Annotated in this window: 15 protein-coding genes; 4 read left to right on the plus strand and 11 right to left on the minus strand. The window is 65.6% G+C overall.

The window, feature by feature from the left end:
- Window positions 1-129: 129 nt before the first annotated feature.
- Together ppsA and G467_RS16495 are read left to right on the plus strand one after the other, a co-directional pair.
- Complete coding sequence (ppsA, locus tag G467_RS0111250) at window positions 130-2,502, plus strand: phosphoenolpyruvate synthase (RefSeq protein WP_022969841.1); 2,373 nt, start codon at window positions 130-132, stop codon at window positions 2,500-2,502.
- A 10-nt stretch (window positions 2,503-2,512) separates the two neighbouring features.
- Window positions 2,513-3,385, plus strand: coding sequence for a mechanosensitive ion channel family protein (locus tag G467_RS16495; protein WP_022969842.1), 873 nt, complete (start codon window positions 2,513-2,515; stop codon window positions 3,383-3,385).
- A 61-nt stretch (window positions 3,386-3,446) separates the two neighbouring features.
- Here the strand turns inward: G467_RS16495 and G467_RS16500 are convergent, their stop codons facing one another.
- Together G467_RS16500 and orn are read right to left on the minus strand one after the other, a co-directional pair.
- The gene (locus G467_RS16500; RefSeq protein ID WP_081644658.1) at window positions 3,447-6,380 is read right to left on the minus strand and encodes a ligand-binding sensor domain-containing diguanylate cyclase; all 2,934 of its coding nucleotides are present in this window, start codon (window positions 6,378-6,380) and stop codon (window positions 3,447-3,449) included.
- A gap of 38 nt (window positions 6,381-6,418) precedes the next feature.
- The gene (gene orn, locus G467_RS0111265; RefSeq protein ID WP_022969844.1) at window positions 6,419-6,982 is read right to left on the minus strand and encodes an oligoribonuclease; all 564 of its coding nucleotides are present in this window, start codon (window positions 6,980-6,982) and stop codon (window positions 6,419-6,421) included.
- A gap of 64 nt (window positions 6,983-7,046) precedes the next feature.
- On the opposite strand from orn, the gene G467_RS0111270 reads away from it, so the two are divergent.
- Window positions 7,047-7,532, plus strand: coding sequence for a DUF2721 domain-containing protein (locus tag G467_RS0111270; RefSeq protein ID WP_022969845.1), 486 nt, complete (start codon window positions 7,047-7,049; stop codon window positions 7,530-7,532).
- 7 nt (window positions 7,533-7,539) lie between these two features.
- Here the strand turns inward: G467_RS0111270 and tadA are convergent, their stop codons facing one another.
- The 8 genes from tadA to folD form a co-directional block, all read right to left on the minus strand.
- Window positions 7,540-8,043, minus strand: a complete 504-nt coding sequence (gene tadA / locus G467_RS0111275; protein ID WP_022969846.1) for a tRNA adenosine(34) deaminase TadA — start codon at window positions 8,041-8,043, stop codon at window positions 7,540-7,542.
- 12 nt (window positions 8,044-8,055) lie between these two features.
- Window positions 8,056-9,624 (minus strand): glutamine-hydrolyzing GMP synthase, encoded by a 1,569-nt coding sequence (guaA, locus tag G467_RS0111280; protein WP_022969847.1) that lies wholly within the window; start codon window positions 9,622-9,624, stop codon window positions 8,056-8,058.
- A 66-nt stretch (window positions 9,625-9,690) separates the two neighbouring features.
- A complete protein-coding gene (gene guaB / locus G467_RS0111285; RefSeq protein ID WP_022969848.1) occupies window positions 9,691-11,148 on the minus strand; it encodes an IMP dehydrogenase in 1,458 nt (485 codons plus the stop codon).
- Between the two features lie 123 nt (window positions 11,149-11,271).
- Window positions 11,272-12,546 (minus strand): TRAP transporter large permease, encoded by a 1,275-nt coding sequence (locus tag G467_RS0111290; RefSeq protein WP_022969849.1) that lies wholly within the window; start codon window positions 12,544-12,546, stop codon window positions 11,272-11,274.
- Window positions 12,546-13,022: a TRAP transporter small permease gene (locus tag G467_RS16505; protein WP_022969850.1), complete on the minus strand. Its 477-nt coding sequence runs from the start codon at window positions 13,020-13,022 to the stop codon at window positions 12,546-12,548. The genes G467_RS0111290 and G467_RS16505 overlap by 1 nt, the downstream gene beginning before the upstream one ends.
- Window positions 13,019-14,017, minus strand: coding sequence for a TRAP transporter substrate-binding protein DctP (dctP, locus tag G467_RS0111300; protein WP_022969851.1), 999 nt, complete (start codon window positions 14,015-14,017; stop codon window positions 13,019-13,021). The genes G467_RS16505 and dctP overlap by 4 nt, the downstream gene beginning before the upstream one ends.
- Complete coding sequence (locus tag G467_RS0111305; RefSeq protein WP_022969852.1) at window positions 14,017-14,880, minus strand: TRAP transporter TatT component family protein; 864 nt, start codon at window positions 14,878-14,880, stop codon at window positions 14,017-14,019. The genes dctP and G467_RS0111305 overlap by 1 nt, the downstream gene beginning before the upstream one ends.
- A 22-nt stretch (window positions 14,881-14,902) precedes the next feature.
- Window positions 14,903-15,790, minus strand: coding sequence for a bifunctional methylenetetrahydrofolate dehydrogenase/methenyltetrahydrofolate cyclohydrolase FolD (gene folD, locus G467_RS0111310; protein WP_022969853.1), 888 nt, complete (start codon window positions 15,788-15,790; stop codon window positions 14,903-14,905).
- A 126-nt stretch (window positions 15,791-15,916) separates the two neighbouring features.
- On the opposite strand from folD, the gene G467_RS0111315 reads away from it, so the two are divergent.
- Window positions 15,917-16,210 (plus strand): DUF1244 domain-containing protein, encoded by a 294-nt coding sequence (locus G467_RS0111315; RefSeq protein ID WP_022969854.1) that lies wholly within the window; start codon window positions 15,917-15,919, stop codon window positions 16,208-16,210.
- 59 nt (window positions 16,211-16,269) lie between these two features.
- On the opposite strand, the gene G467_RS16510 is transcribed toward G467_RS0111315, so the two are convergent.
- The gene (locus G467_RS16510) at window positions 16,270-16,692 is read right to left on the minus strand and encodes a hypothetical protein (protein WP_022969855.1); all 423 of its coding nucleotides are present in this window, start codon (window positions 16,690-16,692) and stop codon (window positions 16,270-16,272) included.
- Window positions 16,693-16,695 lie beyond the last annotated feature (3 nt).

Below are 16,695 nucleotides of genomic sequence, written 5' to 3' on the forward strand. Positions count from 1 at the left end.
CGCGACGAGGCGATTGTGCCCGGTCTGGCGCGGCCGGCCCACCCGGACAGACTTTGCTTGTCCCGCCCAGCGCTGGGACGGGATAATAGCGGTCTTGGCTTATCGCCCCCTGCCCCCTCGGAGCCCGACTTGAGCGCCCACGTCCTCTGGCTGCACGAACTGCGTTTGTCCGACCTTGCCCAGGTCGGCGGCAAGAACTCCTCGCTGGGCGAGATGATCGGCAACCTCAGCCAGCTCGGCGTCTCGGTGCCCGGCGGTTTTGCGACCACGGCCGATGCCTACCGCGAATTCGTCGCGGTCAACAAACTCGCCGAGCGCATGTTCGCCCGCCTCGATGGCCTGGATGTCGAAAACGTGGCCGAGCTGGTCAAGGCCGGCACGGAAATCCGCCGCTGGGTCATGGATGCGCCCTTGCAGCCCGCGCTCGATGCCGCGATCCGCGAAGGCTACCGACGCATGTGCAAGGAAGCGGGGGCGGCCGACATCGCCGTCGCCGTGCGCTCCTCGGCCACCGCAGAAGACCTGCCCGACGCCAGCTTTGCCGGCCAGCAGGAAACCTTCCTCAACGTCACCGGCGAAGACGACGTCGTGCGCAAGGTCAAGGAAGTGTTCGCCTCGCTCTACAACGATCGCGCGATCGCCTACCGCGTACACCAGGGCTTCAAGCACGAGGACGTGTTCCTGTCCGCGGGCGTGCAGCTGATGGTGCGCTCGGACGTCGGCTCATCGGGCGTGCTGTTCACGCTCGACACCGAATCGGGTTTCCGCGATGTGGTCTTCATCACGTCCAGCTACGGCCTGGGCGAAAACGTCGTGCAAGGCGCCGTCAATCCCGACGAGTTCTACGTCTACAAACCGACATTGCTTGCCGGAAAGCAGGCCATTTTGCGCCGCACACTCGGCAGCAAGCAGATCCGCATGGTCTATTCGGATGCGCCCGGCGAACGCGTGCGCAACGAGGACACGCCGGTCGATCTGCAGCGCAAGTTCTCGATCTCCGACGCCGACGTACAGGAACTGGCCAAGCAGTCGCTGGTCATCGAAAAACACTATGGCCGCCCGATGGACATCGAGTGGGCCAAGGACGGCGTGACCGGCAAGCTGTACATCGTGCAGGCGCGTCCGGAGACAGTTAAATCGCGTGCGCGCGCCACCCAGATCGAACGCTATGCGCTGACCGAGCGCGGCACCGTGATCAGTGAAGGTCGCGCGATCGGCCAGAAGATCGGCGCCGGCACCGCCCGCGTCGTGCGCTCGCTCGCCGACATGGCGCGCGTGCAGCCGGGCGATGTGCTCGTGGCGGACATGACCGACCCGGATTGGGAACCGGTCATGAAGCGCGCCGCCGCCATCGTCACCAACCGCGGCGGCCGCACCTGCCATGCGGCGATCATCGCGCGCGAACTCGGCGTTCCGGCGGTCGTCGGCACCGGCAATGCGCTCGACCACATCGTCGACGGCAGCGAAGTCACCATTTCCTGCGCCGAGGGCGACACCGGTTTCATCTATGCCGGCAAGCTGGGCTTCGAGAAGACCACGACCGATCTCGCGCACATGCCGCCGGCACCGCTCAAGATCATGATGAACGTCGCCAACCCCGAGCGCGCCTTCGATTTCGCGATGCTGCCCAACGGCGGTGTCGGTCTGGCGCGCCTGGAAATGATCATCAACAGTCATATCGGCGTGCATCCCAAAGCCCTGCTCGAATACGGCAAACAGGACGCGGACACCAAGCGCAAGATCGACGCGAAGATGGCCGGCTATTCCAGTCCGGTCGACTTCTACGTCGACCGCCTGGCCGAGGGCATCGCCACGCTGACGGCGGCCTTCGCGCCGAACCCGGTGATCGTGCGTCTGTCCGACTTCAAGTCCAATGAATACGCCAATCTCATTGGCGGCAGCCGCTACGAGCCGCACGAAGAGAACCCGATGATCGGTTTCCGCGGCGCCGCGCGCTACGTCGACCCGAGCTTCGCCGACTGCTTCGCGCTCGAATGCCGCGCAATGAAGCGCGTGCGCGACGAAATGGGCCTGACCAATGCCTGGGTCATGATTCCGTTCGTGCGCACGCTCGAGGAAGGTCGCCAGGTCATCGAGGTGCTGCGCGCGAACGGCCTCGTCCAGGGCGAAAACGGCCTGAAGATCATCATGATGTGCGAAGTGCCGTCGAACGCGCTGCTCGCCGAGGAATTCCTCGACATCTTCGACGGCTTCTCGATCGGCTCCAACGACCTGACCCAACTCACGCTGGGCCTCGACCGAGATTCGGCAATCGTCGCGCACCTGTTCGACGAACGGAATCCGGCCGTCAAGAAAATGTTGTCGATGGCCATCGCCGCGGCGAAAGCCAAGGGCAAATATGTCGGCATCTGCGGCCAGGGCCCGTCCGACCACCCCGATCTTGCCGACTGGCTGCTGCAGCAGGGCATCGAGTCGATGTCGCTGAATCCCGATACCGTCGTCGACACCTGGCTGCGCCTGGCCAAGATCAAGGCCGGCTGAGCCGCCCGGCATGAGCGACCTCCTGATCTGGCTGCGCAGCCTGGCGACCCATGCGTTCGATCATGCCTGGGCGTGGCGGATGCTGGTCGCCGCCAGCATCGGCATCCTCGGCATCTGGCTCGCGCGCTGGGTGGCGCGGGCACTAGACCGGCTGATGCTGCGCCTGCAGGTCGAACAGATACTGCGCAGTTTCCTGCGCAATGTTTCCTATGCGATCGCGGTGATCGTGGCCCTGATCGCAGCGCTGGACTACGCCGGCGTGCCGACCACGTCCCTGCTCGCTGTCGTCGGTGCCGCCGGCCTGGCGATCGGCCTGGCGCTCAAGGACTCCCTCGCCAACATCGCTTCGGGCGTGATGCTGATCATGCTGCGGCCATTCCACACCGGCGACAGCGTGCAGATCGCGGGTCTCGAGGGCATCGTCGACAGCGTGCGTATTTTCCAGACCACACTGCACACCGGCGACAACCGCGTGATCATCCTGCCCAACAGCCAGATCACGGCGGCCCCGATCATCAATTTCACTACGCGCGGCGAACGTCGCCTGGATCTGAACATCGGCATCGGCTACAGCGACGACCTGGCAGCGGCGCGCACGAGCCTGATCGCGGCCGCCAATGGCAACCGCCGCGTCAAGAGCGAACCCGCGCCGGAAGTGCTGCTGCTGGAACTCGGCGACACGCGCGTGTCCCTGCAACTGCGCGCCTGGGTACCCGCCGGCGAGGTGGCGTTCGCACGCTCGGAACTGCTCGAAACCATCCACGGCAGTTTCGCCGGCCAGGGCATTCGCATTCCGGTATTGCAGCGGGAAGTGCACGTGCATCACCACGGCACCGCGATGACGGTCGAAGAAGGCGTGCAGGCGACGACGCCTCGGGCGTGAGATACCGCGTCAGACAATCCTGCCCGCCATTGCGGCGAACTTTCGTTCTGCCCTCGCCCGCCTAACCGACGACGCGGTTTCGGCCGGCGTGCTTGGCTTCGTAAAGTTTCTGGTCGGCGCGCGAGACCAGGCGCTCGTGATGCGCAAGACCGGTGCGTTCGGCGATACCGATGCTGACGGTAATGTGCAAGCCGGGCGCGAACGCGCTGCAGTCGGCCGCTTCGATCGCGGCACGCAGACGTTCGGCGCTCGCACGCGCGGCATTGATGTCGCAGCCGGGGAACAGCAGGGCGAACTCCTCGCCGCCCCAGCGGGCGACACGCTCGTCGCCGCGCCAGCGTGCGACGTTCTCGCGCGACATTTCCGCCAGCATCACCCGCGACACGACCCGCAGCGCTTCGTCGCCGACATCATGCGAGAAGCCGTCGTTGACGCGTTTGAAATGGTCGATGTCGAGCAAGCCGAAACACAGCGGCTCGTTGTGCTCGCCGGCCTCGTGGAAAGCGCGCGCGAGGGTTTCGTCCATGCTGCGTCGATTGGCCAGGCCGGTCAGCGCGTCGGTGCGCGCCTGGATCTCGAATGCTTCCGACTGCTGGCGGATCGTCTGGTTCAGATTCTCCAGCTGGTCGTTCTTCAGGCTCAGGTCGCGCGTACGGTCGGCCACGATCGAGCTCAGCTCACGCTCGCGCGCCTCGAGACTGGCGACGCGGGCGCGATACAGCCCGTACAGGATCAACGCCAACAGGATGCCGGCCATCGGCAGGAACCAGGGCCGCTGGTAGAAACGCGGCTGGATCTCGAAATTCAGCGTCGCCGTCTCCGGGCTCCAGCCACTGCCGCGCAAGGCCGCGCTGACCTTGAAGCGATAGCGGCCGGGCGGCAGGTTGGTGTACTGCGCATTGCGCATCTGGTTGCGCTCAACCCAGTTGTTGTCGAAACCTTCCAGGCGGTAGCGGTAGCGGATCTGCTCGGGCGTGCGGTAGCTCAGGCTGACGTAGTCGAGTTCGAGCTTTTTCGTGCCCGGCGGCAGCACCAGGGCGTCACCCTTGGACTCGCGGCCGTCGACACGAATGCCTTCGATGACCACCGGCGGCGGCGCCAGCTGATAGCGCGCCAGCTGGTCGGGCTGCACGATCGCGATGCCGCGCGCCGTGGCGACCCAGATCGCGCCGTCGCGCGTGCGCAGCGCGGCCGGACCGGCGCCGCCGTTGCATTGCGCGCTGGCCATGCCATCGGCTTCGGCGAACTGCTGGTAGTCGAGCGTCTGGCTGCGACCGTCGAGCACGGCGTTGGCGCGGTCGCGCGTCACATAGATCACGCCCGAGTTCGACGTCAGCCAGAAGTTGTTGTAGCTGTCGGTGACGACCTGGAAGATCGTGTCGACCGGCATCCCGCTGTGCACGCTGAGGATGCCGAGCTTGCCCTTGCGATAGCGCACCAGACCGCGGTCGGTCGCGAACCACATCGTGCCATCGGCGTCCTCGTGCATGCCGAAGACATCCTGTGCATCTTCCAGCTGGTTGATCGGCACGGCCGTGACCTTGCCGTTCTCGATGTACACCATGCCGTTGGCGGTACCGACCCAGAGCTTGCCGTCGACTGCTTCGTGCAGGCTGATGATGAAATCGCGCGGCATGCCGTTGGACTGGTTGTACAACTGCGATTTGCCTTCGAAACGGCGCACCAAACCGGTGGACGTGCCGATCCACAAGGCGCCGTCGCGCGTTTGTTTTATCGCGCGCACCTGGTTGCCGGGCAATCCGTCGTTGACGGTGAAGGCGCGCTGCGGCGCGCCGTTGACCCAGTGTTCCAGTCCGGTCGAGTACATGCCGACCCACAGGCTGCCGTCGCGGTCCTCTTCCAGGCTCAGCACCTGGTCGAGCGAGCCGTTGCCGGACGCGCGCGTCGCGATGCCGTCATGCCAGCGATTGAGGCCGCGCGCGGTGCCGACCCAGATCGTGCCGTCGCTGGACTGCAGGACCGAGCGCACGTAGTCGTCGGTCAGCCCATTGTGGCTGTCGACGGTGACGAAGGGCGTGTCGGCGAAACGCAGCAGGCCGGCATTGGTGCCGACCCAGACGCTGCCTTCGCGATCGGTGAACAGCGACGCGACGCGATTATTCGGCAGGCCGCTGTCGGTATTGAACACTTCCAGGCCGTTCGGCCCGTAGCGCATGAGGCCGCGGTTGACCGTGCCGATCCACAGGGCACCGCTCGGATCCACCTGCAGGCTCGGGATCGCTTCGTCGGGAAAATCCTCGACGAGCTTCTTGAAGCGGCCGTTCTCGCCGAAGTACACACCGTGCTGGGTGCCCACATACACGCCGCCGCGCGGTGCCGGCTGCACGCTGAAAATCGCATCCGGCGGCAGGCCCTGCGCACGACCGAACAACTGCACGCGTTCGCCTTCGATGCGCGCCAGGCCTTCGCGCGTGCCGACCCAGATCGCGCCATTGCCGTCTTCGACGACGGCGTAGATGACGCCCTCGGGCAGACCGTCGCGCTTGCTGAAGACGCGCACCTGACCATTGCTGATGCGATTGAGGCCCGCGCTTTCGGTCGCGACCCAGAGCCGGCCGGCGCGATCCTCGATCGCGGCCATGACTTCGTTCTGGCTCAGGCCGTTGGCGGTCGTGTAGGTCTGCCACTTCTCGCCGCGCAGCACGCTGATGCCGCCACGCGAGGTGCCCAGGATCAGCGAGCCGCTACGACCGACGCTGACCGAGCGGATGCCGTTGTCCTTGAGCTCGGGCACGTTCTGCCGGCCAAAGGTGCGGAATTCCTGGCCGTTGTAGCGAACGATGCCTTCCCAGGTGGCGAACCACAGGTAGCCTTCTTTGGTCTGGGCGATGCCGTTGACCTGGTTGTGCGGCAGGCCGTCGCGCGTGGTCCAGATTTCCCGCGAATATGTGGACAGCGATTTTTCGTCCATGGCGACAGCAGCGCCAGGCGCCCACAGGGCGAGGAACGCGAGCAACGTTGCGAAAAATCTCATCCCCTGCCCCTGCTTTCTTGCTTGGACCCGCAGAACGCTCAGGCCGACTCGCCACCGAGTCGGCCCATGTGTTGTCGATAGTAAGCCAGCTCGGCGACCGATTCGCGGATATCGGACAAGGCCGTATGCGCGCCGGCCTTGCTGAATCCGCCGAGGATCGACGGCGCCCAGCGCCGCGCCAGTTCCTTGAGCGTGCTCACATCGAGATTGCGATAGTGGAAATAGCGCTCCAGGCGCGGCATGTGCCGGACCAGGAAGCGCCGGTCCTGACAGATCGAGTTGCCGCAGATCGGCGATTTGCCGGCCGGCACCCAGGCACTAAGGAAGTCCACGGTCAGCGCTTCGGCCTGGGCCAGGCTGTGCTCGCTGGCGAGCACGCGGTCCCACAGGCCGGACTTGGTATGGGTGCCGCGATTCCAGTCGTCCATCGCCTGCAGGCGTTCGAGCGGATGACGGATCGCCAGTTCGGGGCCTTCAGCCAGCACGACCAGGTTCTGGTCGGTGACCAGGGTGGCGATCTCGATGATGGTGTCGGTGTCCGGGTCGAGCCCGGTCATTTCCAGATCGATCCAGATCAGATAGTCGGGGTGCGGTACGGTCATCGGGCTCGCGCTGGCTGCGGTATCACGGGCATCATACCGTGGACTCGCAGGCTTCCAGACTCCCATGCCCAGCCCTCTGAATCTCAGCTCCGAGCACTATGCGGTCGTCTCGGCGATGATCACGCCGGCGTTCTTCCTGACCGCGACCAGCTCCCTGCTGGCGTCCTCGAATGGCCGGCTGGCACGGGTGGTCGATCGCATGCGCGTGCAGATCGCCCAACTCCAGCACACCGAAGAAGGCGGCGAGCGCCTGCGCCTGGAGGCGAAGATCGCCAGCCACCGCAAACGGTCCAAACTGGTGCTGCATGCCCTGCAGATGCTTTACGGCGCGATGAGTGCCTTCGTCGGCACGAGCCTGGCGATCGCGCTGGACCAGTTCACCGGTTACCGTCTCGGCGCCCTGCCTACGGGCCTGGCCGTGCTCGGTGTCCTGCTGGTGCTGGCGGCGTCGATCAACCTCGGTCGGGAAGCGCGCATCAGCGTGGCAATGCTCGACGAGGAGCTCATCCGCGAGCTCGACCGGGACCACCTGCCGCGCCCCGTCGACTGAGGCCGGGTCAGCCGGCCGGCTTGCCGCGCTTGCTGCGGAAATAGCGGGTGAGCTTTTCGCCGGCCTCGTCGCCGAACAATCCGCCCTGCACGAGCACACGATGGTTGTGCCGTGGGTCGGTAAGCAGGTCGAAAACACTGCCGGCTGCGCCGGTCTTGGGATCGCTGGCCGCGAAGACCACCCGGCTGATCCGCGCGTGCACCATCGCCATCGCGCACATCGCACACGGCTCCAGGGTCACGTACAGCGTGCTGCCGAGCAGGCGGTGATTGCCCAGGCGTTGACCGGCCTGGCGCATCGCGACGATTTCCGCATGCGCGCTAGGGTCGTGCTCGGTGATGTTGCGGTTCCACCCTTCGGCGAGCATCTCGCCGTCGGGACCGACCAGTACGGCACCGACCGGGATCTCGTCGTCCTCGTGCTGGGCGCGCTCGGCCAGGGCCAGCGCCTGCCGCATCCAGCGTTGATCCTCGGCACTGAAACCCGGTGGCGGCGGTGCGTCGTCCAGCATGGGGCTAGGCCGTCATTCCCATTCGATCGTCGCGGGCGGCTTGCCGCTGATGTCATAAACTACGCGAGAAACACCGCGTAACTCATTGATAATACGGCGAGAACAATCGTCCAACAGCTCGTACGGAAGGTGCGCCCAGTGCGCCGTCATGAAATCCACGGTTTCCACGGCGCGCAGCGCGATGACCCATTCATAGGCACGGGCATCGCCGACCACGCCAACCGATTTCACCGGCAGGAAGACGGCGAAGGCCTGGCTGGTCTTGTCGTACCAGCCGGACTTGCGCAGCTCGTCAATGAAGATCGCGTCGGCCTGCGCCAGCAGTTCGGCGTACTCGCGTTTGACCTCGCCGAGGATGCGCACGCCCAGGCCCGGGCCCGGGAACGGATGCCGGTAGACCATCTCGCGCGGCAGGCCGAGCTCGACGCCGATGCGCCGCACTTCGTCCTTGAACAGCTCGCGCAGCGGTTCGACCAGGCCGAGCTTCATGTGTTCGGGCAAGCCGCCGACGTTGTGGTGGCTCTTGATGACATGGGCCTTGCCGGTCTTGCTGCCCGCGGACTCGATGACGTCGGGGTAGATCGTGCCCTGGGCCAGCCACTTCACGTTGCGCAGCTTCGCCGACTCTTCCTCGAAGATCTCGATGAACAGGCCGCCGATGATCTTGCGCTTGGCTTCGGGATCGTTGACGCCGGCGAGCGCATTGAAATAGCGGTCGGCCGCATTAACCCGGATGACCTTGACGCCCATGTGTTCGGCGAACATCGCCATGACCTGGTCACCTTCCTGCCAGCGCAGCAGGCCGGTATCGACGAACACGCAGGTCAGGCGCTCGCCGATTGCCTTGTGCAGCAAGGCCGCGACGACCGAGGAATCGACGCCGCCCGACAGGCCGAGCAGGATCTCGTCCTCGCCGACCTGCTCGCGCACGCGGGCGATCTGGTCTTCGATGATGTTGGCCGCGGTCCACAGGGTCTCGCAGCCGCAGATGTCGACCGCGAAGCGACGCAGCATCGCTTCGCCGGACTTGGTGTGGGTCACTTCCGGGTGGAACTGCACGCCGTACATGCGCCGCGATTCGTCGGCCATCGCGATGATCGGCACCGAGTCGGTGCGCGCGGTCACGGTGAAGCCCTCGGGAATCGCGGTCACGCGGTCGCCGTGGCTCATCCAGACATCGAGCCGGGGCGGCGATCCGGCGTGGTCCTTGAGGCCGTCGAACAACGCGCATTCGGCGGTGACTTCGACTTCGGCATAACCGAACTCGCGGTGATGGCCACCCTCGACCGCGCCGCCGAGCTGCATCGCCATCGTCTGCATGCCGTAGCAGATGCCCAGCACCGGCACGCCGGCGTCATAAGCCTGCTGCGGGGCGCGCGGCGAGTCCTTCTCGGTGGTCGATTCCGGGCCGCCGGACAGGATGATGCCCTTGGGCGCGTATTTTGCGATCTCGGCCGGGTCGTGATCCCAGGCCCAGATTTCGCAGTAGACGCCGAACTCGCGGATGCGCCGGGCGATCAGCTGCGTGTACTGCGCGCCGAAATCGAGGATGAGGATCTTGTCGCTGTGGATGTCGGTCATGTGCGTTCTTTGCGGGGACCCAAATGACGAAGGGAGCGTTGCCGACTCCCTTCGTTCGCGAAACTCTCAGCCCATTCGGTAGTTGGGCGGCTCTTTCGTAATCTGTACGTCGTGCACATGGCTCTCGCGCACGCCGGCGTTGGTGACGCGGACGAACTTGGGACGCGTGCGCATTTCCTCGATCGTCGCGCAGCCCACGTAGCCCATCGAGGCGCGTACGCCGCCGGCGAGCTGGTGGACGATGTTGGCGAGCAGGCCGCGATACGGCACCCGACCCTCGATGCCTTCCGGCACCAGCTTGTCGGCATCGGACGCGTCCTGGAAATAGCGGTCCTTGCTGCCCTGCTCCATCGCGCCGAGCGAGCCCATGCCGCGATAGCTCTTGTAGCTGCGGCCCTGGAACAGCTCGATCTCGCCCGGGCTTTCCTCGGTGCCGGCGAACAGGCCGCCGATCATGACCGTGGACGCGCCGGCGACAAGCGCCTTGGCGATGTCGCCCGAGTAACGGATACCGCCGTCGGCGATCAACGGAATGCGGCCCTTGAGCACGTCCGCGACCATGCCGATCGCCGTGATCTGCGGCACGCCGACGCCCGCGACGATGCGCGTCGTGCAGATCGAGCCGGGACCGACGCCGACCTTGACCGCATCGGCACCGTGATCCATCAGCGCCAGCGCCGCATCGCCGGTGACAATGTTGCCGCCGATGACCTGCACGTTCGGGAAGTTCTTCTTGACCCACTGCACGCGGTCGAGCACGCCCTGCGAATGACCATGCGCGGTATCGACCACGATCACGTCGACGCCGGCCGCCACGAGGGCCTCCACGCGCGCTTCGGTATCGCCGCCGACACCGACCGCGGCGCCGGCGAGCAGCTGCTCGTCGCCGTCCTTGGCCGCATTCGGGTTGTCGCGGGCTTTCTGGATGTCCTTGACCGTGATCAGGCCGCGCAGCTGGAAGCTGTCATTGACCACGAGCACTTTCTCGATGCGGTGCTTGTGCATGAGCGCGAGCACTTCGTCGTCGGAAGCGCCCTCGCCGACCGTCACCAGACGGTCCTTCTTGGTCATGATGTTGCGGATCGGATCGTCGAGCTTCTTCTCGAAGCGCATGTCGCGGCTGGTGACGATGCCGAGCAGTTGGTTGCCGTCGACGACCGGCACGCCGGAGATGTTGCGGGCGCGGGTGAGCTTGATGACGTCGCCGACGGTCGCGTCGGGACCGACGGTGAACGGCTCGCGGATCACGCCGGCTTCGAAGTTCTTGACCTTGGCGACCTGCGCGGCCTGCAGGGCCAGCGACATGTTCTTGTGCAGGATGCCGATGCCACCGAGCTGGGCCATGGCGATCGCCAGGCGCGCTTCGGTGACGGTGTCCATGGCGGCGGCCACGATCGGAAGATTCAGCGTGATGCCACGCGTGAGCTGCGTGGACAGGTTCACGTCCTTGGGCAGCACGATGGAGTGGGCGGGAACGAGGGAGACGTCGTCGAACGTCAGGGCTTCGGCCTGGATGCGCAGCACGGGCAGCTCCGGGGGTAGGAAGCGCGACATTATAGCGGGTCGCGGCCCGGCTTGAGGCGCCGATATTTCGGGAAATCGGCCGGAACGGCCCCCAGCCGCCGGATCAGCGCCCGGACTTTCCGGTCAGAGCAGGCCCAGCGACAGCCACGGCCACCAAGTGATGATCAGCAAGGCCGCGCCGACCAGCAGGAAAAACGGCGCACAGGCGCGCGTCAAGGTCAGGATATTGGTCTTGAACCGATACGCGGCGATAAACAGGTCCATACCCGCCGGCGGCATGAAATAGCCGATCTGCAGATTGGCCAGCATCACGATGCCGAAATGCACCGGATGAATGCCGTAGGCCATCGCCACCGGCACCAGCAAGGGCGTCAGGATCACGATCGCCGAGAAGATGTCGATGAACATGCCGACCATCAGCAGCACGACATTGAGCAGCATCAGGAACACGCCGGCCGAGTGCACATGCTGGCGGCTGAAATCGAACAGATGATTGGGCACTTCCTGGTCGACCAGCCAGTTCGACAAGGCGCCGGCCGCGCCCAGGATGATCAGGATGGCGCCGACCAGGCGCATCGCCTCGGCCATCAGATCGGGCAGTTTCCCGATCTTAATTTCCTTTTTAATCAATACAGTTACGATCAAAACATAAAGTGTTGTCACAGCTGCGGCTTCGCTCGCTGCGAACTTGCCCGAATAGATGCCGCCCAGCACGATCAGCGGCAGCGGCAGCTCCCACTTCGCATCCTTGAGGGCCGCCCAGAGCTCGCCGAGATCGAAGCTCTGCGCGGCCTTGGGCAGCTGCCGGCCCACCCACATCGCATGCAGGGCCAGGACCAGGATCATCAATCCGCCTGGCATCAGGCCGGCCAGGAACAGGTCGCGCATCGTCACGGCCGGCGTGGTGTTGAGCTGCCCCGCCACGAAGCCGTAGAGAATCAGCGGCAGCGACGGCGCGAACAGCAGGCCCAGGCTGCCCGAGGACGTAACCAATCCCAGGCTGTAGCGCTCCGGGTAATGGGCCTTGACCAGGGCCGGATACAGGAAGGCGCCGATCGCCACGATCGTCATGCCCGAGGCGCCGGTGAACGCGGTGAAGAAAGCGCAGGCCACGATCGCGACGATGGCCAGGCCGCCGGGCAGCCAGCCCAGCATCGCCATCGACAGACGGACCAGGCGTGTCGGCGTCCCGCTCTCGCCGAGCAGGTAACCGGCGAGCGTGAACATCGGAATCGCGATGAGGCCGGGCTTGTCGCCGAGACGGTAGTACTCGACTGCGACTGCGATCAGGTCATAGCCGGCGGCCTGGAATCCCAGCAAGGCGATCGCCGCGATGACCGCGAACAGGGGCATGCCCAGCGCGGCGAGCAGAAGAACAAGGGCGAGACCGATGAGCATCAGACGTCATGCTCGCTGGGCTGGCCGAACGCCGCGATCGCAAAACGCAGGCTCAGCAGGCCGAAACCGAACGGGAACGCCAGCATCGGCCACCAGCTCGCCACGCCTTCGACGAACACCGCCGGCGCTTCCCGCTCCATCTGCAACATGCCCCAGCCGTACCAGGCCAGCAGACCGCAGATGACCGCCGTGGCCAGCTGCGCGATGGCCCAGGCCACGCGCCGCCACAACGGCGGCAACAGGCGCGGCAAGGCATCGATGGCGATGTGGCGATGCGCGCGTGCGGCACCGAGCGCGCCGAACAGCGCCAGCCACAGCACACCCATGCGGCTGACCGTCTCGGCCCATTCCAGGCCGGTATCGAAAAACATGCGCAGGCCGATCTGCAGCACCGACAGCAGCAGCAGGGCCGCGAGCAACGCGGCCAACAACAGGTCTTCGGCGCGATGGAGCCCGCGCAGGAGCTTTTCTATCACTTGCCGGCCCCGGCAATGGCCTTGCGCACGGCCGCCAGGACGTCGGGCGAGATGGTCTTGTCGACTTCCATCTGGTGCGTCACGCGCGCGCCGATTTCACGCCAGCGGGCGCTTTCGGCCGCATCCATGTTCAGCACGGTCAGGCCTTGCTTCTGCATCGCGGCCAGCGCGGACGCGTCGTCGCGCTTGATGCCGGCATCGGTGCGCGCCGATGCGGCGGCAAACGCTTTCGCCACGATCGCCTGATCGGCTGGGCTCAGTTTCTGCCAGGCCTTGAGATCGACCACCGTGTAGCCGACGACATACGACAGCGGCAGATTGACCATGTAACGCAGCTTGCCATGCCACTGCAGCGCCACCGCACCGGACGGCGTATTGGCGACGGTATCGACCAGACCCGTCTGCAGGCTGGTGAACACATCGCCCAGCGGCAACGGAATCGGACTGATGCCGGCGACCTTGAAGGTCGTCTCAGCGATGCTGTCGTTCTGCGGAATCCACAGCTTCGTGCCGACCATGTCGGCCTTCGAGCGCAGCGGCTTGGTGCTCATGATGTAGGCGAAGCCCACACCGGACGCACCGAGCATGTGCAGGCCCTTGGCTTCGAAGCCACGCGCCAGGATCGGATCGATCTGAGGACGCACCTTTTCGACCTGCGTCCAGTTGCTGAACAGGAACGGCAGACTGTAGATCGGCGCATCGGGATACACCGCCGCCAGTTCGCTCGAGGTCAATACCCCGCCCTGCAACTGACCCAGGCGCATCTTGCGCAGCACGACCGAGTCGCTGCCCATGACGCCGCCGGGGTAGTACTTCACCTGCACGCGGCCTTGGGTACCGGCCTGCACTTCGGCGGCGGCGGTGCGCAGTTCCTTCATCCAGGCCGAACCGTCCGGGGCGAGCGTGGCGATCTTGATGACCTGTTGGGCGGAGGCCGGCGCGGCGACCAGCATCGATACCAGCAACACGCTTGCGATTCGACGAACGAGGCTCATCAGAAATACTCCTTGCCGCTTTCCAGAAGTTTCCTGGCGCGATCCTGCGCCAGCGTATTGACCAACGTGAAGCCCGGCGCCTTCGGGTCGGCGGCGAGCACTTCGTTCAACAGGCGATCGTGCAGCTCTTGGTTGAACACCAGGCGTGCGTAGAACTCGGCATACAGGGTCTTGGCGTAAAGGTTCTTGCCGCCGGAGATCGCGATGGCCTTCTCGAAGTACACGCGGCCCTGTTCGGGCTTGCCGCCGACGGCTTCGGGCCGCAGCGAGTTGAGCACGCCCAGATACAGATAGGCCTGACCGTGATCGGTTTCCGGCGCGATCGCGACGACGCGGTTGAGCAGGGTTTCGATCTTCGGCAGGTCGGCGATCGCGCCCCAGTCCTCGGAATTGGCCTGCAGATAGCCGGCCCAGCTGGCTGCCAGCGCGTACATCAGGTCCGCATTGGTATCGGCGGCCACGACGGCAGCGAACTGATCGGGATCCTTGTCCAGCGCCGCGCACAAGGCGGCGTCCTGCAGGCAGGTGCCGCGACGCGCGTAGTCGAAGGATTTTCTCGACAGCCGCTGCGCACGCGGCTTGTCCTCCCCGGTGAAATTGCCGGCATAGGCCCCGTTGAGCCGGGCCGCAGCGAACAGCGTCGATGCGCCGTTCTTGTCGCCGGGTTTCTGGCCTTCGATGAGGCTGTCTAGCAGCAACAGATAGGCCGGCAAGCCGTCGCGGACGGTGGCCGGATCTTCGCTGTTAAGCACGGCCGAACCGAGGTTCTGGGCGAAGCCGTCGCTGGCCTTTTGCACGAGCGTCGAGCAGCCGCTCAGGACGAGCACGGCGGCCAGGCTGGACGGAAGAAGAAGTCGCTTCATGCGGCGCAGTTTCCCACAGTCCTTATGACAACATCGCCTCGGAATTCGCGTTCGCTTCCGCCGCTTCCGCGGCTTCGAGCGTGTTCTGCATCAGGGTGGCGACGGTCATCGGGCCGACCCCGCCCGGCACCGGCGTGATCCAGCTCGCGCGCGCCGCCGCCGCCTCGAAACCGACGTCGCCGACCAGACGGCCATCGTCCATACGGTTGATGCCGACATCGATGACCACCGCCCCGGGTTTCACCCACTCTCCCGGCACCAGATCGGGGCGACCCACCGCGACCACAAGGATGTCCGCCTGGCGCACCTGGGCTTCGAGCACCGCGCGCGGCGTGAACTTGTGGCAGCTGATCGTGGTGCAACCGGCGATGAGCAGTTCCAGCGCCATCGGTCGGCCCACATGGTTGCTGACGCCCACGATCACGGCGGTCTGGCCGCGCACCGGGCGATCGGTGTAGGCCAGCAGGGTCGTGATACCACGCGGCGTGCACGGACGCAGGCCGAACTGACGCAGGGCCAGGTGACCGACGTTTTCCGGATGGAAGCCGTCGACGTCTTTGCGCGGATCGATGCGGTGGATCAGCCAGTTGCCGTCGCGATCGCCCGGCAGCGGCAGCTGCAGCAGGATGCCGTGAATCTTCGGATCGGCATTGAGCCGGTCGATCAGGGCGGCGAGCTCGGTATCGGAAGTTTCCGCGGGCAGGTCGAAATCGTAGGCCTTGATGCCCACCTTTTTGCAGGCGCGGCGTTTGTTGCGCACATAGACCGACGAGGCCGGATCGGCACCGACGAGGATCACCGCCAGCCCCGGACGCGGCTTGCCCTCGGCCACCCGGCTCTCGACGCGCTTGGCGAGGTCATCGAGCAGGGCGTCGGCGATGCGCTTGCCGTCGAGGATTCGGGCGGTCATGCAGGGTCCTTGAAAGCCGGGGCATGCGACAAGCCTCACAGCCTGCCGCAAAATGGCGACGGGCGTGGCGACCAAGATCGAACGCCGGAACCGCAATTATCCTTGAACCGAGGCCCGCGCCGCCATATGAACCGCTCCGTCGAACTCGAAGCCGCTGCCTTCCGGCGCCTGCTCGCGCATCTCGATGCCCGCAAGGACGTGCAGAACATCGATCTGATGATCACCGGCGGTTTCTGCCGCAACTGCTTGGCCGACTGGTATCGCGAGGCCGCCGAACAAGCCGGCCAGTCGCTGAGCAAGGATCAGGCGCGCGAACTCATCTACGGCGAGCCCTTCGCCGAATGGAAAGCCAAACACCAGCCGGAGGCAACGCCGGAGCAACTGGCGGCCTTCACCGCCGCGCAGAAACGGCACCCCTGAAAACAGAAACGCCCCAGCTTGCACCGGGGCGTTTCGTTTTTCCCTGACGAGGGGAGAACTCAGGCTGCGCGACGGCCGCGCTTGACCGGACGCTTGGCGACCGGCTTCTTCTTCGCCGCAGTGCGCTTGATGGCTTTCTTCTTGACGCCGAACTTGGCCAGCACCGGCGCGAGGCGGGTTTCAGCCTGGGTCTTGGCTTCGCTGGCGAGAGCGATGACCTTCTTCTGCATCGGACCGACGGACGCCTTGGCCTGCTTGCGCAGCGCCACAACTTTGCCGCTGACCGTTTCTACCGCGTCCTGGACGGCGGCTTCGGCGCGGGCACGCAGGTCGGCGGCGCCTTCCAGGGTGTCGGCATAGGACTTGATCGCCTGCTTGCGACCGAGGGAGACCGCGCCGATGCCGGCGAGCAGGAGCTCGCGCGGTTGTACCGGCGCGTTCTTGGTCGCACGGGGGGTGCGTTTGCTGATTTTACGGGCCATGGA

Source organism: Arenimonas oryziterrae DSM 21050 = YC6267 (assembly GCF_000420545.1).
Classification (GTDB): Bacteria; Pseudomonadota; Gammaproteobacteria; order Xanthomonadales; family Xanthomonadaceae; genus Arenimonas; species Arenimonas oryziterrae.

Bases quoted from the DNA above. Each gene is read 5' to 3' on its own strand.
- G467_RS16510 (WP_022969855.1), bottom strand. From the start codon at position 16,692: ATGGCCCGTAAAATCAGCAAACGCACCCCCCGTGCGACCAAGAACGCG.
- G467_RS0111290 (WP_022969849.1), bottom strand. From the start codon at position 12,546: ATGCTCATCGGTCTCGCCCTTGTTCTTCTGCTCGCCGCGCTGGGCATG.
- tadA (WP_022969846.1), bottom strand. From the start codon at position 8,043: ATGCTGGACGACGCACCGCCGCCACCGGGTTTCAGTGCCGAGGATCAA.
- G467_RS16500 (WP_081644658.1), bottom strand. From the start codon at position 6,380: ATGAGATTTTTCGCAACGTTGCTCGCGTTCCTCGCCCTGTGGGCGCCT.
- orn (WP_022969844.1), bottom strand. From the start codon at position 6,982: ATGACCGTACCGCACCCCGACTATCTGATCTGGATCGATCTGGAAATG.
- G467_RS0111305 (WP_022969852.1), bottom strand. From the start codon at position 14,880: ATGAAGCGACTTCTTCTTCCGTCCAGCCTGGCCGCCGTGCTCGTCCTG.
- folD (WP_022969853.1), bottom strand. From the start codon at position 15,790: ATGACCGCCCGAATCCTCGACGGCAAGCGCATCGCCGACGCCCTGCTC.
- G467_RS16495 (WP_022969842.1), top strand. From the start codon at position 2,513: ATGAGCGACCTCCTGATCTGGCTGCGCAGCCTGGCGACCCATGCGTTC.
- G467_RS0111315 (WP_022969854.1), top strand. From the start codon at position 15,917: ATGAACCGCTCCGTCGAACTCGAAGCCGCTGCCTTCCGGCGCCTGCTC.
- G467_RS0111270 (WP_022969845.1), top strand. From the start codon at position 7,047: ATGCCCAGCCCTCTGAATCTCAGCTCCGAGCACTATGCGGTCGTCTCG.
- dctP (WP_022969851.1), bottom strand. From the start codon at position 14,017: ATGAGCCTCGTTCGTCGAATCGCAAGCGTGTTGCTGGTATCGATGCTG.
- guaA (WP_022969847.1), bottom strand. From the start codon at position 9,624: ATGACCGACATCCACAGCGACAAGATCCTCATCCTCGATTTCGGCGCG.